Genomic DNA, 18,726 nt, shown 5'->3' with positions numbered 1-18,726 from the left:
TGAGCCACATCCCAGCGGCATCGGCCCTGCAGCGCAACCTCGCCTACGTGGAGGAATCCGTGGTCGAGGACGAGATCCTCATCGCCGCGCGGGAGCGGGCCACCGAACTGGGCGCCGCGCCGGTGCCGCCGTCGGTGGGAGCGCTGCTCAGCATGTACGCCCAGCTGCTCGGCGCCCGAGCGGTGGTCGAGGTCGGCACCGGCGCCGGAATCAGCGGCCTGTGGCTGCTCGACGGCATGCGCGAGGACGGGACGCTGACCACGATCGACTCCGAGCCGGAGCATCAGCGTGCGGCCAAGGACGCCTTCCGCGCGGCCGATGTCGCGCCCGCGCGCACCCGGCTGATCAACGGCCGCGCTCTGGACGTGCTGCCCCGGCTTGCCGACGGCGCCTACGACCTGGTGTTCATCGACGCAGCCCCGCTCGAGCATCCGCAATACGTCGAGCAGGCCGTACGTTTGCTGCGTGAGGGCGGGGCGGTGCTGATGTACAATGCGCTGCTGGGCGGGCGGGTGCCCGATCCGGCGCAGCGCGACGCCGCGACCCAGGCGGTGCGGGCGGCGACCCGGGCCGTGGCCGAGGACCCCGCCCTGACCAGCGTGCTGATCCCGGTCGGAGACGGGCTGCTCTGCGCCTCGCGCGGCTAGTCGCCGCTCCCCGTGGTCCGGCGGTTCGATCGAGCCGGTTCCGGAATAGCTCGCTGAAAGCTGTCTACCTGCGCGTTCGGCTTCCGAAATTTGTCACGGGCCGAGTCTTGCGTGCGGATTGAACGAGTGTTTAGTATATTGAACATGTGTTTAAGGGAGCAGCCGTACCGGAAGGATCCGCCTCGGATCTGAGCACGCCCGCCCGAATCCGGGACGCGGCGATCGTCGTCTTCGGCGAAGAGGGATTCGGGGTCGGGGTGCGGGCCATCGCCAAGGCGGCGGGGGTTTCGCCCGGCCTCGTCAATCACCACTTCGGTTCCAAGGACGGCCTGCGCGAGGCGTGTGACGAGCACGTACGTGCCGTCATCCGGGCCGCGAAGACGGAATACGTCCAGCAGCCCTCGCCGAATTCGACCCTGAAGGCCCTCGCCGAAATCGAGGAGTTCGCGCCCTACACCGCGTATCTGATGCGCAGCTTCCAGGCCGGCGGAACGCTGATGACCTCGCTGTTCGACCAGATGCGCGCGGACGTGGAGTCCTATCTCGAGGTCGGTATCGAGGCTGGCACCCTGCGCCGGCCCAGGGATGTATCGGCGACGGCGAACTATCTGGCGGTGCAGAACGGCGGCGGATTCTTCTTCTTCCTGCAGCTCTACGCCGCCCGCCACGAAGGAAAGCTCGACTTTCGAAAAGCGTTGCGCGAGTATGCCGACCAGATGATGCTGCCGGCGGTCGAGGCCAACACCCACGGCCTGTTCACCGATTCCTCGGTGCTCGACTCGTTGCTCGCCGAAATGTGAACCCTTATCTCACAAGGAGATTCGATGTCATCGGCAATCGAGGTCCGGAAGCTGCACAAGCATTTCGGATCGGTACGCGCCCTGGACGGCCTCGACCTCGAGGTCGCCGAGGGAGAGGTGCACGGCTTCCTCGGGCCCAACGGGGCCGGCAAGTCGACCACCATCCGCATTCTGCTCGGCATCCTGGCGCGCACCTCGGGGCAGGCCCGGGTGCTCGAGCGCGATCCGTGGACCGATGCGGTCGCGTTGCATCGCGATATCGCCTACGTTCCGGGCGATGTCACGCTGTGGCCGTCGCTGTCGGGCGGGGAGACGATCGATCTGCTGGCGCGGATGCGCGGCGGCATCGATACCGCGCGCCGCGCCGAGATGATCGAGCGTTTCGAACTCGATCCGCGCAAGAAGGCGCGCGCATACTCCAAAGGCAACCGGCAGAAGGTCGCACTCGTCTCCGCGTTCTCCTCGAACGCGCGACTGCTGTTGCTCGACGAACCGACCTCGGGCCTGGATCCGTTGATGGAACAGGTCTTTCGCGAATGCGCGCGAGAGGCGGCCGAGCGCGGCGCTACCGTGCTGCTGTCGAGCCACATCCTCTCCGAGGTGGAGGCGCTGTGCGATCGGGTCACGATCATCCGCGCCGGTAAAACCGTCGAGAGCGGCACTCTGGCCGAGATGCGTCATCTCAGCCGCACGTCCATCAAGGCCGAACTCATCGGCGACCCGGGCGATATCGGCGCCATCGCGGGCGTCGAGGACGTCACGATCGAGGACCACACCCTGCACTGCCAGGTCGACAGCGAACATCTCGGCGAACTGATCCGGGTGCTCGGCGCCGCCGGAGTGCGCAGCCTCGTGAGTCAGCCGCCGACGCTGGAAGAGCTGTTCCTGCGCCACTATTCGCTCGACGGCGACGCGCCGGCCGATGCCCGGCGACCCGCGCACACCTCCGCGTCGCGAGACGAGCAGGCATTGAGCGAGGCGACGAAATGACCACCGCGACCCTCGACCGCCCGCACGGCGGATTCGCCGAACGCTCCACTCGGTCCTCGGATTTCACCGGCACCGGGCAGCTGCTGCGCCTGTATCTGCGGCGGGACCGCATCGTATTGCCGCTGTGGGTGCTGCTGCTCTCGGCGCCGCTGGGCAGCGTCTACGTCTCCAGCGTGAAGAATCTGTACTCGTCGCCGGCCGATCTGCAGAATTTCGCGCACACCATCCTGTCCAGTCCGGCGCAGCTGGCGTTGTACGGCCCGATCTACAACACCAGCATCGGTGCGGCCGGCGTGTGGAAGGCAGGGGCGTTCTACACCCTGATCGGCATCGCTACCATCCTCACCGTCATCCGGCACACCCGCGCCGAGGAGGAGACGGGACGCGAGGAGCTGCTCGCCTCGACTCGGGTGGGCCGCTTCGCCGCCCTGACCGCGACCCTGCTGCTGACCTGTGCCGCCTGCGTGGCGGTCGGAATCGTCGCGACGCTGAGCATCGCCTCGGCGGGAGTGCCGTTCGACGGCTCGCTGGCCTTCGGCGCGGCGCTGGGGGCCTCGGGCATCGTCTTCGCGGCCGTCGCCGCGGTCGCCGCGCAGCTGAGTGCGAGTGCCCGGCTGGCCCGCGGCATCGCGCTGGCGGTGCTCGCGGTGACCTTCACCCTGCGCGCCATCGGTGACGCGCGGGCCGGAGACGGTCCGACCGACATCCTGACCTGGCTGTCGCCGCAGGGCTGGTCGCTGCAGGTCCGCCCCTTCGCGGACGATCGCTGGTGGGTGCTGCTGCTGCATGCGGTGACCACTGTCGTGCTGGTCGCGGTCGCCTACACGCTGCTGCGGCGGCGCGACATGGGGGCCGGACTGATCGCCGACCGGCCCGGTCCCACCGCTGGATCGGCCCTGCTGAGCGGGCCGTTCGGGCTGGCCTGGCGGTTGCAGCGCGGCACTCTGGCGGCGTGGACGGTCGGGCTCGCGCTCTACGGCCTGATCATCGGCAGCGTGGTTCACGGCATCGGCGACGAGATCGGCTCCAGCCAGACCGTCCGCGACATCATCGCCCGGCTCGGCGGTTCGCAGGGGGTGGAACAGGCCTTCCTGAACACCGCCTTCTCGATGGTCGGCCTGGGCGCGGCGGCCTTCTCGATCTCGGCCGCGCTGCGGATGTACGCGGAGGAGAGCGACGATCGCGCCGAAACCGTGCTCACCGGCGCCGTCGGCCGAATTCGCTGGGCCGCAAGCCATCTGATCTTCGCCTTCGGTGGTCCGGTGGTGGCGCTGTTCGCCTCCGGCGTGATCGGCGGCCTGTCCTACGGGATCGCCGCGTCGGATATGGGCGGCAAGTTCCCGCAGGCGCTGGAAGCGGCGATGATCCAGATTCCCGCGGTGTGGGTGTTCACCGCGATCACCGTGCTGCTGTTCGGACTGCTGCCGCGCTGGACCCCGGTGGCGTGGGGTGTGTTCACCGCGGGGGTGGCGATCTATCTGCTCGGCTCGATCTCCGGTATGCCGCAATGGGTTCTGGACCTCAACCCCTACGGTCATTTGCCGAAACTGCCGGCGGAGGACTTCCGCGCGATGCCGGTGATCGTGCTGCTGGTGCTCGCGGCGGTGATCACCGCGGTCGGACTCGCGGGCTGGCGCCGACGCGATCTGCGCTGATCCGCAAGGTATTTCGCCGCCCGGTCGCTCCTCTCCCGGAGCGCTGGGCGGCACTTTCCGTGGCCGGGACCACCGGACTGCCGATACCATTGGCACAGTGGGTAATTCGGCGGTACCGGGAGGCGGGGAGTGTACGAGCGCGGAATCCTGATCGAGGTCGCGCCTCGCGGGTGGCTGGTCCTGGCTCTCGTCAGCCTCGGCGCGGCGGTCTTCGTGGCACTGCTGGTGATGCTGCTGGTCAGTGACGACAAGTTCGACGATCCGTCGAGATATCCGAGAGTGCCGCACGGTACCTGTGCGCCGTTCTGCTACACGCCGGAAAGTCCGGGCGTCACCGAACCGGCCCCGCCGCCGCAGTATCCGATGCCGGGCCGCTGAGCCGGTTGCTCACCCCGACATCGGGGGCTCAGACCCAGACGCCCTTGCCGACGGTGACCACGCCGCCGTTGCTCACCGCGAACCGCTCGCGGTCGCGGTCCAGATCGACGCCGATGATCTCGCCCTCGCCGACCATCACGTTCTTGTCCAGGATCGCGCGCCGCACCACCGCGCCGCGGCCGATCCGCACTCCGGGCATCAGCACACTGCCCTCCACGGTCGCCCCGTCCTCGATGAACACATTCGAGCTCAGCACCGAATTGCGGACCGTCGCCGCGGACAGGATGCTGCCCGCGCCCACGATGCACTCCTGGGCGAGCCCGCCCTGCGCGAATTTCGCCGGTGCCAGATTCTCGGCCGTGCCTCGAATGGGCCAGTGCTTGTTGTAGAGATTGAAGATCGGGTGCACCGAGACCAGATCCATATGGGCCGCGTAGAAGGCGTCGATCGTCCCGACGTCGCGCCAGTAGCCGCGGTCGCGGTCGGTGGAACCGGGAACGTCGTTGCGCGCGAAATCGTAGACACCGGCCTGCCCCTGGGAGACCAGCGCCGGGATGATGTCGCCACCCATGTCGTGATCGGAATCGACATCGTCGGCATCGGCGCGGATCGCGTCGACGAGCACCTTCGTGGTGAAGACGTAATTGCCCATCGAGGCGAAGGTCATATTCGGATCGTCGGGTGTGCCGGGCGGATGGACCGGTTTCTCCAGAAATTGCGTGATGCGGCCCGATTCGTCGGAATCGATACAGCCGAAGGCGCTGGCCTCGCTGCGCGGCACCCGGATCCCCGCCACGGTCACCCCCGCACCGGAATCGATGTGATGGGCGACCATCTGTTCGGGATCCATGCGATAGACGTGGTCGGCGCCGAACACCACGATGTAGTCGGGGTCCTCGTCGTAGATCAGATTCAGCGACTGCATGATCGCGTCGGCGCTGCCGGTATACCAGCGCGGTCCCAGCCGCTGCTGGGCCGGGACCGGAGTGATGTATTCGCCGCCGAAGCCGGACAGCCGCCAGGTCTGCGAGATGTGCCGGTCCAGGGAATGCGATTTGTACTGGGTCAGCACACAGATGCGCAGATAACCGGCGTTGACGAGGTTGGAGAGGACGAAGTCGATCAGGCGGTACGCGCCCCCGAACGGGACCGCCGGCTTGGCGCGGTCCTTGGTGAGGGGAAAGAGTCGTTTGCCCTCACCACCGGCTAGCACTACTCCGAGTACGTGCGGCTGGCTCCTCACGGAATTCAACCTACCGTCCCAGGCCACGGCGTGTCCGATGCCGGTTCACTCCGGCGTGGCCGGGCAGGTGTGGTGGGGCGGGGGCGTACCGATTAGGTTGGACCGGTGAGTTTCGCGGATGGCGGCCGCGAGCCGATATCGCCTGCCGACCCCGACCGGCTCCGGGTCGCGATGTTGACCCGCGAATATCCCCCCGAGGTGTACGGCGGGGCCGGAGTACACGTGACCGAACTGGTCCCGCAGTTGCGCCGGCTGTGCGACGTGACGGTGCACTGCATGGGCGCCGAACGCGGTGATGCGGTGGTCCATCAGCCCGATCCGATGCTCTACGCCGCCAATTCCGCCCTGCAGATGATGTCGGCGCAGTTGCGCATGGCCGATGCCGTCGGCGCGGTCGACGTGGTTCACTCCCACACCTGGTACACCGGGCTCGGCGGACATCTGGCCGCGAGTCTGTACGGCATCCCGCACGTCCTCACCGCGCATTCGCTGGAACCGCGCCGGCCGTGGAAGGCCGAACAGCTGGGCGGCGGTTACCGGTTGTCGTCGTGGTCGGAGCGCACCGCCATGGAGAATGCCGACGCGGTGATCGCGGTCAGCGAGGGCATGCGCCACGATGTGCTCGATGCCTACCCGACCGTCGACCCCGGGCGAGTACACGTCGTGCACAACGGGATCGACACGCGGGCCTGGTTCCCGGGCGGGCCGGTGCCCGAGGCCCGCGATGTCCTCGCCGAATTGGGGGTACGCGACGATGCGCCGATCGCGGCGTTCGTCGGCCGCATCACCCGGCAGAAGGGGGTCGCCCACCTGCTCGCCGCGGCGCGCGATATCGACCCGGGGATTCAGCTGGTGCTGTGCGCCGGCGCACCGGATACGCCGCAGTTGGAGGCCGAGGCGGCCGCGGCGGTGCGCGAACTCGCGGCGACACGCGGCGGCGTGTTCTGGGTCCGCGATATGCTGCCGACCGAGCAGGTGCGCCAGATCCTCTCCGCCGCAAGCGTTTTCATCTGCCCATCGGTGTACGAGCCGCTCGGGATCGTGAATCTGGAGGCGATGGCCTGCGGTACCGCGGTGGTCGCCTCGGACGTCGGCGGGATTCCGGAGGTGGTTCTCGACGGGCAGACCGGACGACTGGCGCATTACGACCCGCAGACGCCGCGCGACTTCGAACGAGACCTCGCCGACCTGGTGAACGACCTCGCCGGGGACGCGGAGACCGCGGCGCGGTTCGGGGCGGCCGGCCGGGCACGCGCGACGGCCGAATTCAGCTGGGCGCAGGTCGCCGCGCGCACGACCGACCTCTACGACCGCATCCGCAAGGGCTGACGGCCGGGCAGGCAACGGTCGGCGGGCCGTAGCGCCCAGGACGTGACGGTCAGCGCGGTCATGACGCTCAGAATCCCGACCTCCGCGCGGGCGTAACCGGTGACCAGATGTGAGGCGATCGCGCCGGTGTAGACGAAAAACGTTCCGGCATAAGCCCATTCCTTGCACAGTGGGAGCCGGGGAGCGGCCAGCACGATCGCGGCCGGGATCTTCCACACGCCGAGCAACACCAGGAAATAGCGTGGGTACCCGAGCTGGGTGACCACATCGGTCACGAACGGGATGCGGGCGAGATCCCAGACGCCGCCCACCCCGGCCTCGGCGACAATGGCCGCGGTGGCGACCCGATAACCGACGGTGCGGTAGCGGCCGTCGGCGATCGCGAGCACGGGCGGGCGGGCAAGGCGTCCGATGGTGCCGGCCGACGTGGTCGTACCGTCCGGCGCGGAGCGGGAAAGACTGCGCATGGCTGCCTCCTGGCTGATGATGGTGAGTGGTCGCACTGATACGGCCACACTTGATACGGCGTAGCGCGTGGCGAGGATGTGACCGGCGTGAGCGAGCGCGAGCAGGCCCTGCAACGGCTGCACGACCAGCGGCCGCGATTACGGGCGCTCGCGCACCACATGCTCGGCTCGGCGACCGATGCCGAGGATGCCGTCCAGGAGACCTGGCTGCGCGTGCATCGCAGCCCGCCCCGCACGGTCGGCAACCTCGATGCCTGGCTCACCACGGCTGTGGCGCACACCTGCCTGGATCTGTTGCGCACCCGACGGTCTCGGCCCGAACAGCCGAGCGGCACCCAGCTGCCGGATCCGCTGCTCGTCGCCGCCGACGGTCCCGCGGCGCCGGAAGAGCAAGCGCTGCTGGCGGATTCGGTGGGCCTGGCGATGCAGATGGTGCTGTCACAGCTGGAGCCGGCCGAACGTATCGCCTTCGTCCTGCACGACAGCTTCGCGGTGCCGTTCGATCACATCGCCGCGCTGTTGGACCGGACCCCGGCCGCCACCCGCCAATTGGCCAGTCGCGCTCGTCGCCGACTGCGGGCCGCGCCGACACCCGACGGGGAACTCGCCGACCAGCGGGCGGTGGTGGAGGCGTTCTTCGCCGCCGCCCGCCGTGGCGACTTCGAGGCTCTGGTGGCGCAGCTGGCCCCGGAGATCGTGCTGCGCGCCGACGCCGGTGCGGGAGTCGGTTGGGAAATTCACGGCCCGCGCGACACCGCCACCCGCGCCCTGCTGTTCGCCCGGCCGTCCTCGGATGTGCGGCCGGTGCTGGTGAACGGCGCCGCCGGTGCGGTGATCATGTTCGACGGGCAGCCCGGGGTGCTGCTCGCTTTCACGGTGACGAACGGACGCATCGCGGAGATCTACGTCTATGCCGACCGGGAGCGGGTTGCGGCCTTCTTCCGGTGAGCAGGGTGGCCGCCGGTCAGCGGTGGTAGGACGCGACGGTGACCGAGGCCGTCACCGGCATCGCTTCGGGGAGGCCGGCGATCAGGTGGTCGCGGGATGCGGCGGCGTGATGAGCCGACGGACCCATGCCGACCACATTCGCGATCGCGGCGTGATCGAGGGTCATCTCGTATTCGACCGTGACGCGTCCGGCGGGCCGGAAATCCGCGGACAGCGCGTCGGTCAGGCGCGCGTCCTTGTCCGTCTGCACGCCCACCATGTCCAACGGGGCGATGAGTTCGGCCAAGTGGCGCGGCGTGGGTGTGACGACGACGAAGGCGCCGCCGGGGCGCAGCACCCGCGCGACCTCGGCCGGATTGCGCGGGGCGAAGACGCACAGCACCCGGTCGAGCGCACGGTCGCGAATCGGCAGCCCCCGCCAGACGTCGGCGAGGATCGACGCCGCACGCGAATGGGCGCGAGCGGCCCGGCGCGCCGCCGGTTTCGAGACGTCGAGTGCGATGCCGTGCGCGTCGGGCGCCGCCTCCAGCCCGGCGGCCAGGTAGTAACCGGTGCCGGCGCCGACTTCGAGGATCGTGCCGGTCGGTGCGCCATCCGCGACGACGTCGGCCGCTGCGCGCGCGATCTGGTCGAAATGGCCCGCGCTCTGGAATCGCGCCCGGGCGTCCAGCATGTCGGCGGTATCGCCGGTCATCTTGGTGGCGGCGCCGGTCAGCAGGCTGACGTACCCCTGTTTGGCGATGTCGAAGCTGTGGCCCGCCTCGCACATCAGGCGACGATCCCGGAGCTCGACGCCCGCACGACATTCCGGGCAGGCCACCGCGGATGCGATCGCGGCCAAGGACGAGGCGTGGTCTGTGGGCGGCTCCGGCGTCGTGCCGGGTGCCGCCTGCCGTGTTCCGCGGTTCGGTCCGGTCATGTGATCCGCCGGGCATTCTCGGCCGCACGGCCGAGGAGGCCGACGCGACGGGCGCAGATCCAGCCGGTGACCCGGCCGGATCTGCGCGCGCGGGTTCGCGCCGGCAATTTCATCACCGGTGTATTTCGTTGGGTCGAGCGGCTAGCTGGTGACCGCGGTGAGCTCTTTACCGAGAGCTGCCGCTTCCTCCGGCGTGAGCTCGACGACCAAACGCCCGCCACCCTCGAGTGGAACCCGCATGACGATTCCACGCCCTTCCTTGGTTGCCTCGAGGGGACCGTCCCCGGTGCGGGGCTTCATGGCCGCCATCCTCTGCTCCCTCCAGATCCGCGCGGTCTGCTGCGCACTTCTCGGAACTAATGTGTTGTCACCAACAGGCAGCCGCCGGACGCGACAGGCATGTCCGGTTGGGCTGCACCACGCCTATTCTTCCTTATCAGCGAACCGGCCGGGTACCTGAGTTCGAAAACCGACCGGCGTGGCGCGTGATCAACGCCGCAGATCGACCCAGCAATCGGCCAGATGGTCATCGACCATTCCGGTCGCCTGCATCAATGCGTACGCCGTGGTCGGACCTACGAACCGGAACCCGCGCTTCTTGAGTTCTCTTGCGAGAGCGACGGATTCGGGTGTGACGGCGGGCACGTCGGACAGTTCGCGCGGGCGCGGGCGAGCGGGCGGCGCGAACGACCAGAGCAGCTCGTCCAGCCCGGGGCTCAACTCCCGTGCAACCCGGGCATTGGCGACACACGCAAGGATTTTGGCGCGATTGCGCACGATGCCTGGATCCGCCAGGAGCCGCTCCACATCGTCGTCCCCGAATTCGGCCACCCGGTCGATGGCGAATCCGGCGAAGGCCGCCCGGAACGCCGGCCGCTTGCGCAGGATCGTGATCCAGGACAGCCCGGACTGGAACGCCTCGAGACACATCCGCTCGAACAGCGCATCGTCGCCGTGCAGCGGCCGGCCCCACTCGGTGTCGTGATAGTCCCGGTAGAGCTGCGAGGACTGCGACCAGCCGCAGCGCACCTTCCCGTCGTCCACCACCGCCTCGACGCTCATCGAGGCCCTCCGGCGGCCGAAGGGGGGTCTCCCGGTAACGGCGGCGGCGCCCAGCCGGTCGCGGGTGTCTCCGTCGCCGGGGCGAATCCGGTCGCCCAGTCCGGCCCGGAGGGAGCGATGTAACCGGTGGTTCCGGCCACTCCCGATTCGCTCGTGGTCTCCGACTCGGGGCGGACGGTCGCCGGCCGGTCGGTCGGCGCCACCCCGTCGTGCCCGGCGGAAGCCTGCGGGGTGGTGCCCTGCTCGACGGAGCCCGATGCCGCTGCTTGCGCGGCGGCGTCGGTCGGTGAAGCGACACCGACCGTGCCGGGGGCCTGCCCGATGCTGCCCGGCTCACCGACAGTGGACCCGGTGGGTGTGGTGGCGTGAGGGCCCGCGACGGTCGGGGCGGTACCGATGGCCGGTGCATATCCGTTCACCGGGTAGCCGGTTCCGGGGAGGGCGGTGCCGGTGGGCATTCCCGCCCCGGCGGGCAGGCTGCCGAAACCGACGCCGGGGGCGAAGCCCGCGCCAGAGGTGAAGCCCGCGCCCGGGGTCAAGCCCGCGCCAGGGGTAGGTCCCGCCCCGGGGGTGAAGCCGGCGGCGGGGGTGAAGCCGGCGGCGGGGGTAGAGCCCGCGCCGGGTGTGAAGCCTGCGCCGGGAGCAGAGCCGGTGCTGGAGGTGGAGCTCGCGCCGAGGGTGAAGCCGCTGCCGGAGCTATCGGCAGGAATCTGACCGGTCGCACCGCCGACAGCCGGGGTACCCGGACCGGCCGGAGCCGGTCCGCCCAGGCCGTTGGGATTCGCGCTGCCGGGACCGGCGAAGGTGGCGCCGCCGGGACCGGCGAAGGTGGCGCCGCCGAAGAAGGTTCCAGTGCTGAAGTTGGTGGTCGTGGCGTTGCCGGCGGCCGGGGGCGTGTCCGTGGGAGGGAGCGTGGTTCCCGTATTCGGTTGCGCCGGTGTGATTTCGGGTTCTCCGGCGGCGGATGGGTAGGTGCTGCGGCTGCGCTCGAGTTGCATTTCCAGCTCGTCGATCCGGGCGGCCAATCGGCTCAGCGCCCAGTCGACCTCGCCCGCCTTGTATCCCCGGAACACCTGCTGGAACCGCAACGCGCGCACATCCGAGCCGCGAATACCCGCGGCGGGCAGCACCGTCACCGTTGTCCCCTCCGGCAGCGGCCCCAATTCCTCCCCGCGCCCGAACACCGCACTGGCCACCAGGAACAGCAACGCGGCCACCAAGCCGACGATGAGCACGTACAACAGCAGCGTGAGCATAGGTCGAGCTTAGGTGGCGACACCGACAGCGATCTCGGCAGCTGTGGCGGGCCGGTACCGCCCTACAGGTGACGGGTGGTGTCGATGCCCAGCGACATGCCCGCCAGCCCGCGGCGGCGCACCGCCAATTTATCGGCGATCCCTTGAAGGGCCTGTGCCGCGGGGTTTTCCGGGTCGCTCAGCACGATCGGGGTGCCCTCGTCACCGGCCTCGCGCAATTCCTGGGTGATCGGGATCTGGCCGAGCAGTGGCACCTCGGCGCCGACCGCGCGGGTGAGCCGGTCGGCGACGGCCTGGCCGCCGCCCGACCCGTAGAGCTCCATGCGGGATCCGTCGGGCAGATCCAGCCACGACATGTTCTCCACCACACCGGCGATGCGCTGGCGGGTCTGCAGGGCGATGGCCCCGGCCCGTTCGGCGACCTCGGCGGCGGCGGGCTGCGGCGTGGTCACCACCAGGATCTCGGCGTTGGGAATGAGCTGAGCGATGGAGATCGCGACGTCACCGGTGCCGGGCGGCAGGTCCAGCAGCAGCACGTCCAGATCGCCCCAGAACACGTCGGCCAGGAACTGCTGCAGCGCCCGGTGCAGCATCGGGCCGCGCCACACCACCGGGGTATTGCCCTGGGTGAACATGGCGATCGAGATGACCTTCACGTCATGGGCGACCGGCGGCATGATCATCCGCTCGACCTGCGTGGGCCGCTGGTCCGTGCCGAGCATGCGCGGTACGGAGTGGCCGTAGATATCGGCGTCCAGGACGCCGACCGACAGACCGCGCGCGGCGAGCGCGGCCGCGAGATTGACCGTGACGCTCGACTTTCCGACACCGCCCTTACCGGAGGCGACCGCGTACACGCGGGTCAGCGATCCGGGCTGGGCGAACGGGATCACCGGGTCGGCGGAATCGCCGCGCAGCTGCTTGCGCAGTTCGGTGCGCTGCTCGTCGCTCATCACATCGAGGTCGACGGTCACGGCACCGACGCCCGCGACGTCGGCTACCGCCTTGGTGACCATCTCGGTGAGCTTGGTGCGCAGCGGGCAGGCCGCGGTCGTCAGATAGATCTCGACGTGCACACTGCTGTCGTCGCGGACCGAGACGCTCTTGACCATGCCGAGTTCGGTGATCGGCTTGCGGATCTCCGGGTCGTCCACCTTTGCGAGCGCGCCCCGCACATCCGTTTCCGTAACCACTGGCATAGCCGTGAGTCTAGCGACCGGAGCGACGGGGCCGGAGGCGGCAGCCTGCGTAACCCCGGAGGCCGCCGCGTAGGTCGCCATAGACACAGCGACCGGAGCGACGGGGCCGGAGGCGGCAGCCTGGCCCCGTCACTGTCCGGCTCAGATTCGCGGCAGCTGGCTGGGCTTGGGCGCCACACCCGTGCGGTACGCGACCTCCCATGCCATCACATTGGCGACGTAGGCCATCGAGTTGTTGTAGCGCATGATCGCCTTGGACTGCTGCGACAGATCCGTCATGTTCAGTCCGCCCGAGCAGAGGTAGTTGCCCGCGGTCAGGGCGGCGTCGAACAGATTCTGCGGATCGGCGATGCCGTCGCCGTCGCCGTCTCCGGCGAATTTGCGCCACGTCTCGGGCAGGAACTGCATCGGGCCGACCGCCCGGGTGAAGCCCTGCATACCGCCGTCGAGGTCGTCGCCGTTCGCGTGCACGACGTTGTTGCCCGCCAGGCTGCCGTCGAGAACGGGCCCGTAGATCGGGTCGAGCGCGACGCCCTTGGAATCGGCCTTGCCGTAGGCGTGATGCGATTCGACCTGTCCGATACCGGCCAGCACCGACCACGGCATGTGGCAGTCCGGTTCCTCCTGGGCCAGAATGCGTTCCGCGTTCTGGTAGGCCGCGTAGGCGATGCCGGGCATACCGTTCGGTCCCGGCGGCAGATCGGCGGCGACCCGGCCTTCCGGCTGCGCAACGGTTTTCACGATCGGCGGGCCGGGATGCTTTGCGGCGCGCATCATTTCGTCCGGCGCGGCCTGCTGGTCGACGGCCTGCTGGGCGTCCGGAGTGTGTTGCGGCAGAGCCACAGCGGTGAATTCGCCGGTGTTGACCTCGGCGGCAGAGGCGCCGACGGCGACGAGTCCCGCGGGGACGAGTCCGGTCAGAGCGATAACGGATCCGCGCCGGACAGGGGTGGCCGGCTGCTTACGGTGACGTCCCACGATGTGGTGACCCTCCAATGCTCGCTGTGAGCTTTTCGTGACACAACGAGATCAGATTACCGCATCCGAGACCTTTTTGTTACTGCTTCGTGACCGCCTCTCCCGTTTACGCCGAAACCCCCGTCTCAGCGGGGGTTTCGGATCGGGCGAGGGTATCGAGCGACTACTGCGGCGGCGCCGGCGGACCCGGCAGGACGGGCAGCGGGACGACGATTCCGAACGGCAGCGTGATTCCCGGCTGCTGGGTCGGGCTCGGCGGCGCCGCCGGTGCGGGCGCGGCAGCCTCCGGGCCGGGTTCCGGTGTCTTGGAAGGCGTTTGCGACTGCTGCTCGGGCGCGGCCGGTGCCGGTGCCCCGTCCGGCTGTGCCGGTGCCCCGGGCTGGCTGCCGGGCGCCGGCTGGCCCTGCGGCTGCGTGCACGCCGGGGCCGCCGGCTTCGGTGCGTTCGGATCGGCCGGGGCCGCATTCTGATTCGCGGGCGCGTTCGGATCGACGGGCTTGCCCTCGGCGGCCTGCGGATCGATCGGGCGCACCGGGTCGCCCGCCGCCCAGCGCTGAGTCTGCGTGGGTGCGGCCGGTTGTGCGGGTTGCCCGGGTTGCGGCATCGGCGCCGGTACCACGGCCGGGTCGCACGGATTCGGCTTCGGCGGCGGACAGAAGATGCCGCACGGGATCGGCGGCAGCCCCGGAATATTGATCATCACCTGGGTCGGCTGCTGCGGCGTCGGCGCGGTGGTGGTGGCCTGCGACGGCGGCGCGGTGGTGGTCGGAATGCTGCCGTTGGCGGCGAGGATGTCCGGGCCCGCGGGCGGGGCCTGCATCGTGCCCGGCGGAATCAGATCGGGCGAGATCTGCACCTGGGTCGGCGCGCCGCCGGTCTTGTAGGCATTGGCCCAGCTCAGCACGTTGGCGGCGTAGGCCATCGAGTTGTTGTAGCGCAGGACCGCGCGCAGTTCCTGCTGCGGGTCACGCAGATTCAGCCCGCCCGAGCACAGGTACTTGCCCGCGGCCAGCGACGCGTCGAAGACGTTGTTCGGATCCGCGACGCCGTCGCCGTTACCGTCGGACGCGTACAGCGACCAGGTGCCGGGCAGGAACTGCATCGGGCCGACCGCCCGCACGAAATTGCCGTCGGCGGCCTTGATGACCTCGTTACCCGGCAGCGTGCCGTCCAGCGACGGTCCGTAGATGGTGCCGATGGTCGTGCCCGCGGCGTCGGTGCGGCCGTGCCCGGCGTGATTGGACTCGATGCGCCCGATCCCGGCGAGCAGGCTCCAGCTGAGACCGCAGTTCGGCTCCGAGGACTGCAGTGTCAGTTCGGCATTGCGATAGGCGGCGAGCACGATCTCCGGAATTCCGAAGGCTCCGCTACCGCCCGGCAACGCGATGTCCTGCAGCGGCACGGTACCGCCGAACAACGGCGCCCCATCCGCGGGCGCCGTCATAGCTCTGAGTTTGCGAGGAGGTTCGGGAGCGGCCGGTACCAGCCCCACCGCCTCGGGGTCGGAGTTGCCGGCGTCGGTGGGGGAGCTTGCTGCCGCCAAGCGCGCCTCGGCCGTCCTGGGCGCACTGGTTCGCGCGGTCGTGTGCGCCGCCGAACCTGTAGCCATCAAACCCGCAACCACCAGCGCCGATACGGTAATCGGTCCAGATATTCGCATCGGCACAACCAATCCCCTCGTAGTCGTTGAGCGACCTGATTCGCGCGGGGCCGCCACGGACAACGTGATCCAGGTTACCTGTCGGTCAGCACCTTGTTATCGATAATTGCGGTCAGCCGCCATCTATTTGAGGCGAAATCGGTACTCGACCCCTCTTTCGATCGGTACTTTTCTTGGACTTCGCCGTCTCGACAGCATCTTCGTCGTCCAGAGGCGCATGGAGTTGGAGCCGCGCCAGAGCGTCTTTGATGTCCTCGAGTTCGCGGCGCAGATAGTCGCGAGTAGCCACCTCGCCCACCGCGATCCGCAGCGCCGCCAGCTCCCGGGCCAGGAATTCGGTGTCCGCCTTGGTCTGTGCCGCCCGGCGGCGATCTTCCTCGAGAGATACCTTGTCGCGGTTGTCCTGCCGGTTCTGGGCCAGCAGGATCAGGGGTGCGGCATATGCGGCCTGGGTGGAGAAGGCCAGGTTGAGCAGGATGAACGGATACGGATCCCACTGCAGGCTGACCGCGAAGACGTTGAGGCCGATCCAGACCACGACCACGACCGTCTGCAACAGCAGATAACGACCGGTCCCCAGGAAGCGGGCCACGGTCTCACTGCCCCGCGCCACGGCCTCGGGGTCGATCTCGAATCGGAACCGCGATTCGACAGGTGTCTCCAAGCGCGCCCGGGCGATCGGCTTGTCCGGGCGGCTCGCGCGTTCGCTGCGCTCACTCATGCTTTCGCCCTTCCGGCCGCCGCTTTACCCGCCCCCGCGTTACCCGTCGCCGCCGCGCGCGACGCCGCCGCGATGGAATGGATCGTGCTCGCCGGTTCGGTGGCGTCCTCGTCCTGTTCGCGCCAGTCCTCGGGCAGCAGATGGTCCAGCACGTCGTCGACGCTCACCGCGCCGAGCAGGTGATTCTCCTCGTCCACCACCGGCCCGCAGACCAGGTTGTAGGTCGCGAAGTAGCGGGTGACCGCCGTCAGCGCGGCATCGGGATGCAACTGGGTGAGGTCGCTGTCGACCAACCCGCCCACCATGGTCGCGGGCGGTTCCCGCAGCAGCGCCTGGGTGTGCACACAACCCAGATAGCGGCCGGTCGGCGTCGCGGTCGGCGGGCGGACCACGAACACCATCGACGCCAGCGCCGGGGTCAGGTCGGGGTCGCGGATGCGGGCCAATGCCTCGGCGACGGTCGCCGCGGGCGTGAGCACCACCGGGCGCGGCGTCATCATGCCGCCCGCGGTGTAGGGCGAATATTCGAGCAGGCGCCGCACCGGCTCCGATTCCTCCGGATCCATCAGCGCCAGCAGCGCCTCGGCCTCGCCGGTGGGCAGCTCGCCCAGCAAGTCGGCGGCGTCGTCGGGGTCCATCGCCTCGAGCAGGTCGGCCGCGCGTTCGACACCCAGATTCTGCAGCACGTCGACCTGGTCGTTCTCCGGAAGTTCCTGCACGACGTCGGCGAGCCGTTCGTCGTCGAGGGCCCGGGCCAGTTCGATCCGGCGCTTCTCGGGCAGTTCGCGCAGCAGATGCGCCACGTCTGCCGGGCGCAGGCCCTCGAACTGGCCGAGCAGCTGGGTGACGTCCTGCCCGGGCAGATTCAGTTCGTGCTGGGTCAGCCCGCGCACATCCGACCACTCGACCACGTGCACCTCGCGTCGCCGGCCCAGGCGCCGATGTCCGCGCACCGCCACCCGCGAGAGCACCCAGTCGCGGGTGCGGCTCTGTTCGATGCCGAGGTCGACGACGAAGACGTCCACCCCTTCCAGGTCCGGGAGTTCGGGATCGACGACGCGCACCTTGGAGTCGAGCACCTGCGCCAACGCCAGCATTTCGCCGGGCCGCTGTTCGAAGCGGCGCAGGCTCACGGTGCCGGTGTTGAGGTTGACCGAGTTCGGCTCGATCGCGTTGACCCGGAGCATCGGGACGAAAATACGTTTGCGCGTGGGTAATTCGACCAGTAGTCCCAGCACCCGGGGTTGCTGGCGGTCGTAGCGGATGGAGATCACCACGTCCCGCAGACGGCCGATAGACTCGCCGTCCGGACCCAGTACCACCAGGCCCGCCAGCCTGGCGGCGAAAACTTTCGTTGCTGCCATAAGTGCAAGGCTATGTGGTGCCGCCCCGCGAGACGATTCAGGAGCCGCCCATGTCAACGCGTCGATCGGTGCTAGCCGTACCCGGCAGTAATCTTCGGATGATCGACAAGGCCAAGGGTTTGCCCGCCGACGAGATCTTTCTCGACCTCGAGGATGCCGTCGCTCCGCCCGCCAAGGCCGCTGCCCGCGCCAATATCGTCGCCGCGCTGAACTCGCCCGGCTGGGGCAATCAGATCAAGGTGGTGCGGGTCAACGACTGGACGACGGAATGGACCTACGCCGACGTCATTTCGGTGGTCGAGGGCGCCGGCCGCGATCTGGACGCGATTCTGCTGCCCAAGGTGCTCGACGGTGCCCAGGTGCGCGCGCTCGATCTGCTGCTGACCCAGCTGGAGAAGGCCAACGGCCTCGAGGTGGGCCGCATCGGGATCGAGCCGCAGATCGAGAACGCGCAGGGACTGCGCAACATCGACGAGATCGCCACCGCCAGTCCGCGCGTGCAGACCCTGGTCTTCGGTCCCGCCGACTTCATGGCCAGTATCAACATGCGCACCCTGGTGGTCGGTGAACAGCCCGAGGGCTACGCGCCCGGCGACGCCTACCACCACATTCTGATGACCATCCTGCTCGCCGCCCGGGCCCACGGCCTGCAGGCCATCGACGGTCCCTATCTGCAGATCCGCGATCTCGACGGCTTCCGCCGCGCCGCATCCCGCACCGCGGCCCTCGGTTTCGACGGCAAATGGGTGCTGCACCCCACGCAGGTCGAGGCGTGCAACGAGATCTTCAGCCCGCGCCAGGCCGATTACGACCGCGCCGAGGAGATCCTCGACGCCTACGCGTATCACACCTCGACCGCCGGCGGCGCCCGCGGCGCGGTCATGCTCGGCGACGAGATGATCGACGAGGCCAGCGCGAAGATGGCGCAGGTCGTCGCGGAGAAGGGCCGGGCCGCGGGGATGGCCCGCAGCACGAGTTTCGTCCCGCCGCAGGCATAGCGACAACTCACAATCGGCCCGCCCGCGTGTCGTGAAACCTTCCGAAAGGTAGGCGGATCCGGCGACCGGTGGCTGCGGCGTGCATACGCTCCAGCGCAGCCGAGCGTTGAGG

General features: G+C 69.1%; 18 protein-coding genes and 1 pseudogene. 8 read left to right on the top strand and 11 right to left on the bottom strand.

What is annotated here, in order from left to right:
* Positions 1–8: 8 nt before the first annotated feature.
* From A5789_RS08925 to A5789_RS08905, 5 genes are all read left to right on the top strand, one after another.
* A complete protein-coding gene (locus tag A5789_RS08925) occupies positions 9–647 on the top strand; it encodes an O-methyltransferase (RefSeq protein ID WP_104364296.1) in 639 nt (212 codons plus the stop codon).
* A gap of 146 nt (positions 648–793) precedes the next feature.
* Positions 794–1,447: a TetR/AcrR family transcriptional regulator gene (locus A5789_RS08920; RefSeq protein WP_064902034.1), complete on the top strand. Its 654-nt coding sequence runs from the start codon at positions 794–796 to the stop codon at positions 1,445–1,447.
* Positions 1,448–1,471: 24 nt separating this feature from the next.
* Complete coding sequence (locus tag A5789_RS08915) at positions 1,472–2,437, top strand: ABC transporter ATP-binding protein (protein ID WP_064902035.1); 966 nt, start codon at positions 1,472–1,474, stop codon at positions 2,435–2,437.
* Positions 2,434–4,092 carry an ABC transporter permease gene (locus A5789_RS08910; protein WP_082940568.1) on the top strand — a complete coding sequence of 553 codons (1,659 nt, stop codon included), beginning with the start codon at positions 2,434–2,436 and terminating at the stop codon, positions 4,090–4,092. The genes A5789_RS08915 and A5789_RS08910 overlap by 4 nt, the downstream gene beginning before the upstream one ends.
* A gap of 129 nt (positions 4,093–4,221) precedes the next feature.
* Positions 4,222–4,470 carry a hypothetical protein gene (locus A5789_RS08905; RefSeq protein WP_030514899.1) on the top strand — a complete coding sequence of 83 codons (249 nt, stop codon included), beginning with the start codon at positions 4,222–4,224 and terminating at the stop codon, positions 4,468–4,470.
* 28 nt (positions 4,471–4,498) lie between these two features.
* Here the strand turns inward: A5789_RS08905 and glgC are convergent, their stop codons facing one another.
* A complete protein-coding gene (glgC, locus tag A5789_RS08900) occupies positions 4,499–5,713 on the bottom strand; it encodes a glucose-1-phosphate adenylyltransferase (protein ID WP_030514900.1) in 1,215 nt (404 codons plus the stop codon).
* Between the two features lie 171 nt (positions 5,714–5,884).
* Between glgC and glgA the strand changes: the two genes are divergently transcribed.
* Complete coding sequence (gene glgA / locus A5789_RS08895) at positions 5,885–7,042, top strand: glycogen synthase (protein ID WP_064902053.1); 1,158 nt, start codon at positions 5,885–5,887, stop codon at positions 7,040–7,042.
* Here glgA and A5789_RS08890 read toward each other — a convergent pair.
* Positions 7,018–7,509 carry a DoxX family protein gene (locus tag A5789_RS08890; protein ID WP_082940570.1) on the bottom strand — a complete coding sequence of 164 codons (492 nt, stop codon included), beginning with the start codon at positions 7,507–7,509 and terminating at the stop codon, positions 7,018–7,020. The two genes, glgA and A5789_RS08890, sit on opposite strands and share 25 nt — an antisense overlap.
* A gap of 87 nt (positions 7,510–7,596) precedes the next feature.
* Between A5789_RS08890 and A5789_RS08885 the strand changes: the two genes are divergently transcribed.
* Positions 7,597–8,457: a sigma-70 family RNA polymerase sigma factor gene (locus A5789_RS08885; protein WP_063012500.1), complete on the top strand. Its 861-nt coding sequence runs from the start codon at positions 7,597–7,599 to the stop codon at positions 8,455–8,457.
* 16 nt (positions 8,458–8,473) lie between these two features.
* On the opposite strand, the gene A5789_RS08880 is transcribed toward A5789_RS08885, so the two are convergent.
* From A5789_RS08880 to A5789_RS08840, 9 genes and pseudogenes are all read right to left on the bottom strand, one after another.
* Positions 8,474–9,226, bottom strand: a complete 753-nt coding sequence (locus A5789_RS08880; RefSeq protein WP_227462874.1) for a methyltransferase domain-containing protein — start codon at positions 9,224–9,226, stop codon at positions 8,474–8,476.
* Positions 9,227–9,517: 291 nt separating this feature from the next.
* The gene (locus A5789_RS08875) at positions 9,518–9,685 is read right to left on the bottom strand and encodes a DUF3117 domain-containing protein (protein WP_064902036.1); all 168 of its coding nucleotides are present in this window, start codon (positions 9,683–9,685) and stop codon (positions 9,518–9,520) included.
* Between the two features lie 180 nt (positions 9,686–9,865).
* The gene (locus A5789_RS08870; RefSeq protein ID WP_030514905.1) at positions 9,866–10,438 is read right to left on the bottom strand and encodes a DNA-3-methyladenine glycosylase I; all 573 of its coding nucleotides are present in this window, start codon (positions 10,436–10,438) and stop codon (positions 9,866–9,868) included.
* A gap of 982 nt (positions 10,439–11,420) precedes the next feature.
* A pseudogene (locus A5789_RS08865) lies at positions 11,421–11,694 on the bottom strand (DivIVA domain-containing protein); the annotation flags it as partial.
* Between the two features lie 62 nt (positions 11,695–11,756).
* Positions 11,757–12,893, bottom strand: a complete 1,137-nt coding sequence (locus A5789_RS08860) for an Mrp/NBP35 family ATP-binding protein (protein ID WP_030514907.1) — start codon at positions 12,891–12,893, stop codon at positions 11,757–11,759.
* Positions 12,894–13,034: 141 nt separating this feature from the next.
* Positions 13,035–13,871, bottom strand: coding sequence for a lytic transglycosylase domain-containing protein (locus A5789_RS08855; RefSeq protein ID WP_030514908.1), 837 nt, complete (start codon positions 13,869–13,871; stop codon positions 13,035–13,037).
* Between the two features lie 163 nt (positions 13,872–14,034).
* A complete protein-coding gene (locus A5789_RS08850; protein WP_227462873.1) occupies positions 14,035–15,480 on the bottom strand; it encodes a lytic transglycosylase domain-containing protein in 1,446 nt (481 codons plus the stop codon).
* Positions 15,481–15,643: 163 nt separating this feature from the next.
* The gene (locus A5789_RS08845; RefSeq protein WP_063012338.1) at positions 15,644–16,252 is read right to left on the bottom strand and encodes a DUF1003 domain-containing protein; all 609 of its coding nucleotides are present in this window, start codon (positions 16,250–16,252) and stop codon (positions 15,644–15,646) included.
* Positions 16,249–17,616 carry a magnesium transporter MgtE N-terminal domain-containing protein gene (locus tag A5789_RS08840; protein WP_082856864.1) on the bottom strand — a complete coding sequence of 456 codons (1,368 nt, stop codon included), beginning with the start codon at positions 17,614–17,616 and terminating at the stop codon, positions 16,249–16,251. Before A5789_RS08840 ends, A5789_RS08845 begins: the two co-directional genes overlap by 4 nt.
* Positions 17,617–17,666: 50 nt before the next feature.
* Here A5789_RS08840 and A5789_RS08835 point away from each other — a divergent pair, with 50 nt between their 5' ends.
* The gene (locus A5789_RS08835; protein WP_063012496.1) at positions 17,667–18,614 is read left to right on the top strand and encodes a CoA ester lyase; all 948 of its coding nucleotides are present in this window, start codon (positions 17,667–17,669) and stop codon (positions 18,612–18,614) included.
* Positions 18,615–18,726 lie beyond the last annotated feature (112 nt).

It is taken from the genome of Nocardia sp. 852002-51101_SCH5132738 (assembly GCF_001665695.1).
Taxonomy (GTDB): Bacteria; Actinomycetota; Actinomycetes; order Mycobacteriales; family Mycobacteriaceae; genus Nocardia; species Nocardia nova.
This window is presented reverse-complemented; position numbering and strand designations above follow the sequence as displayed.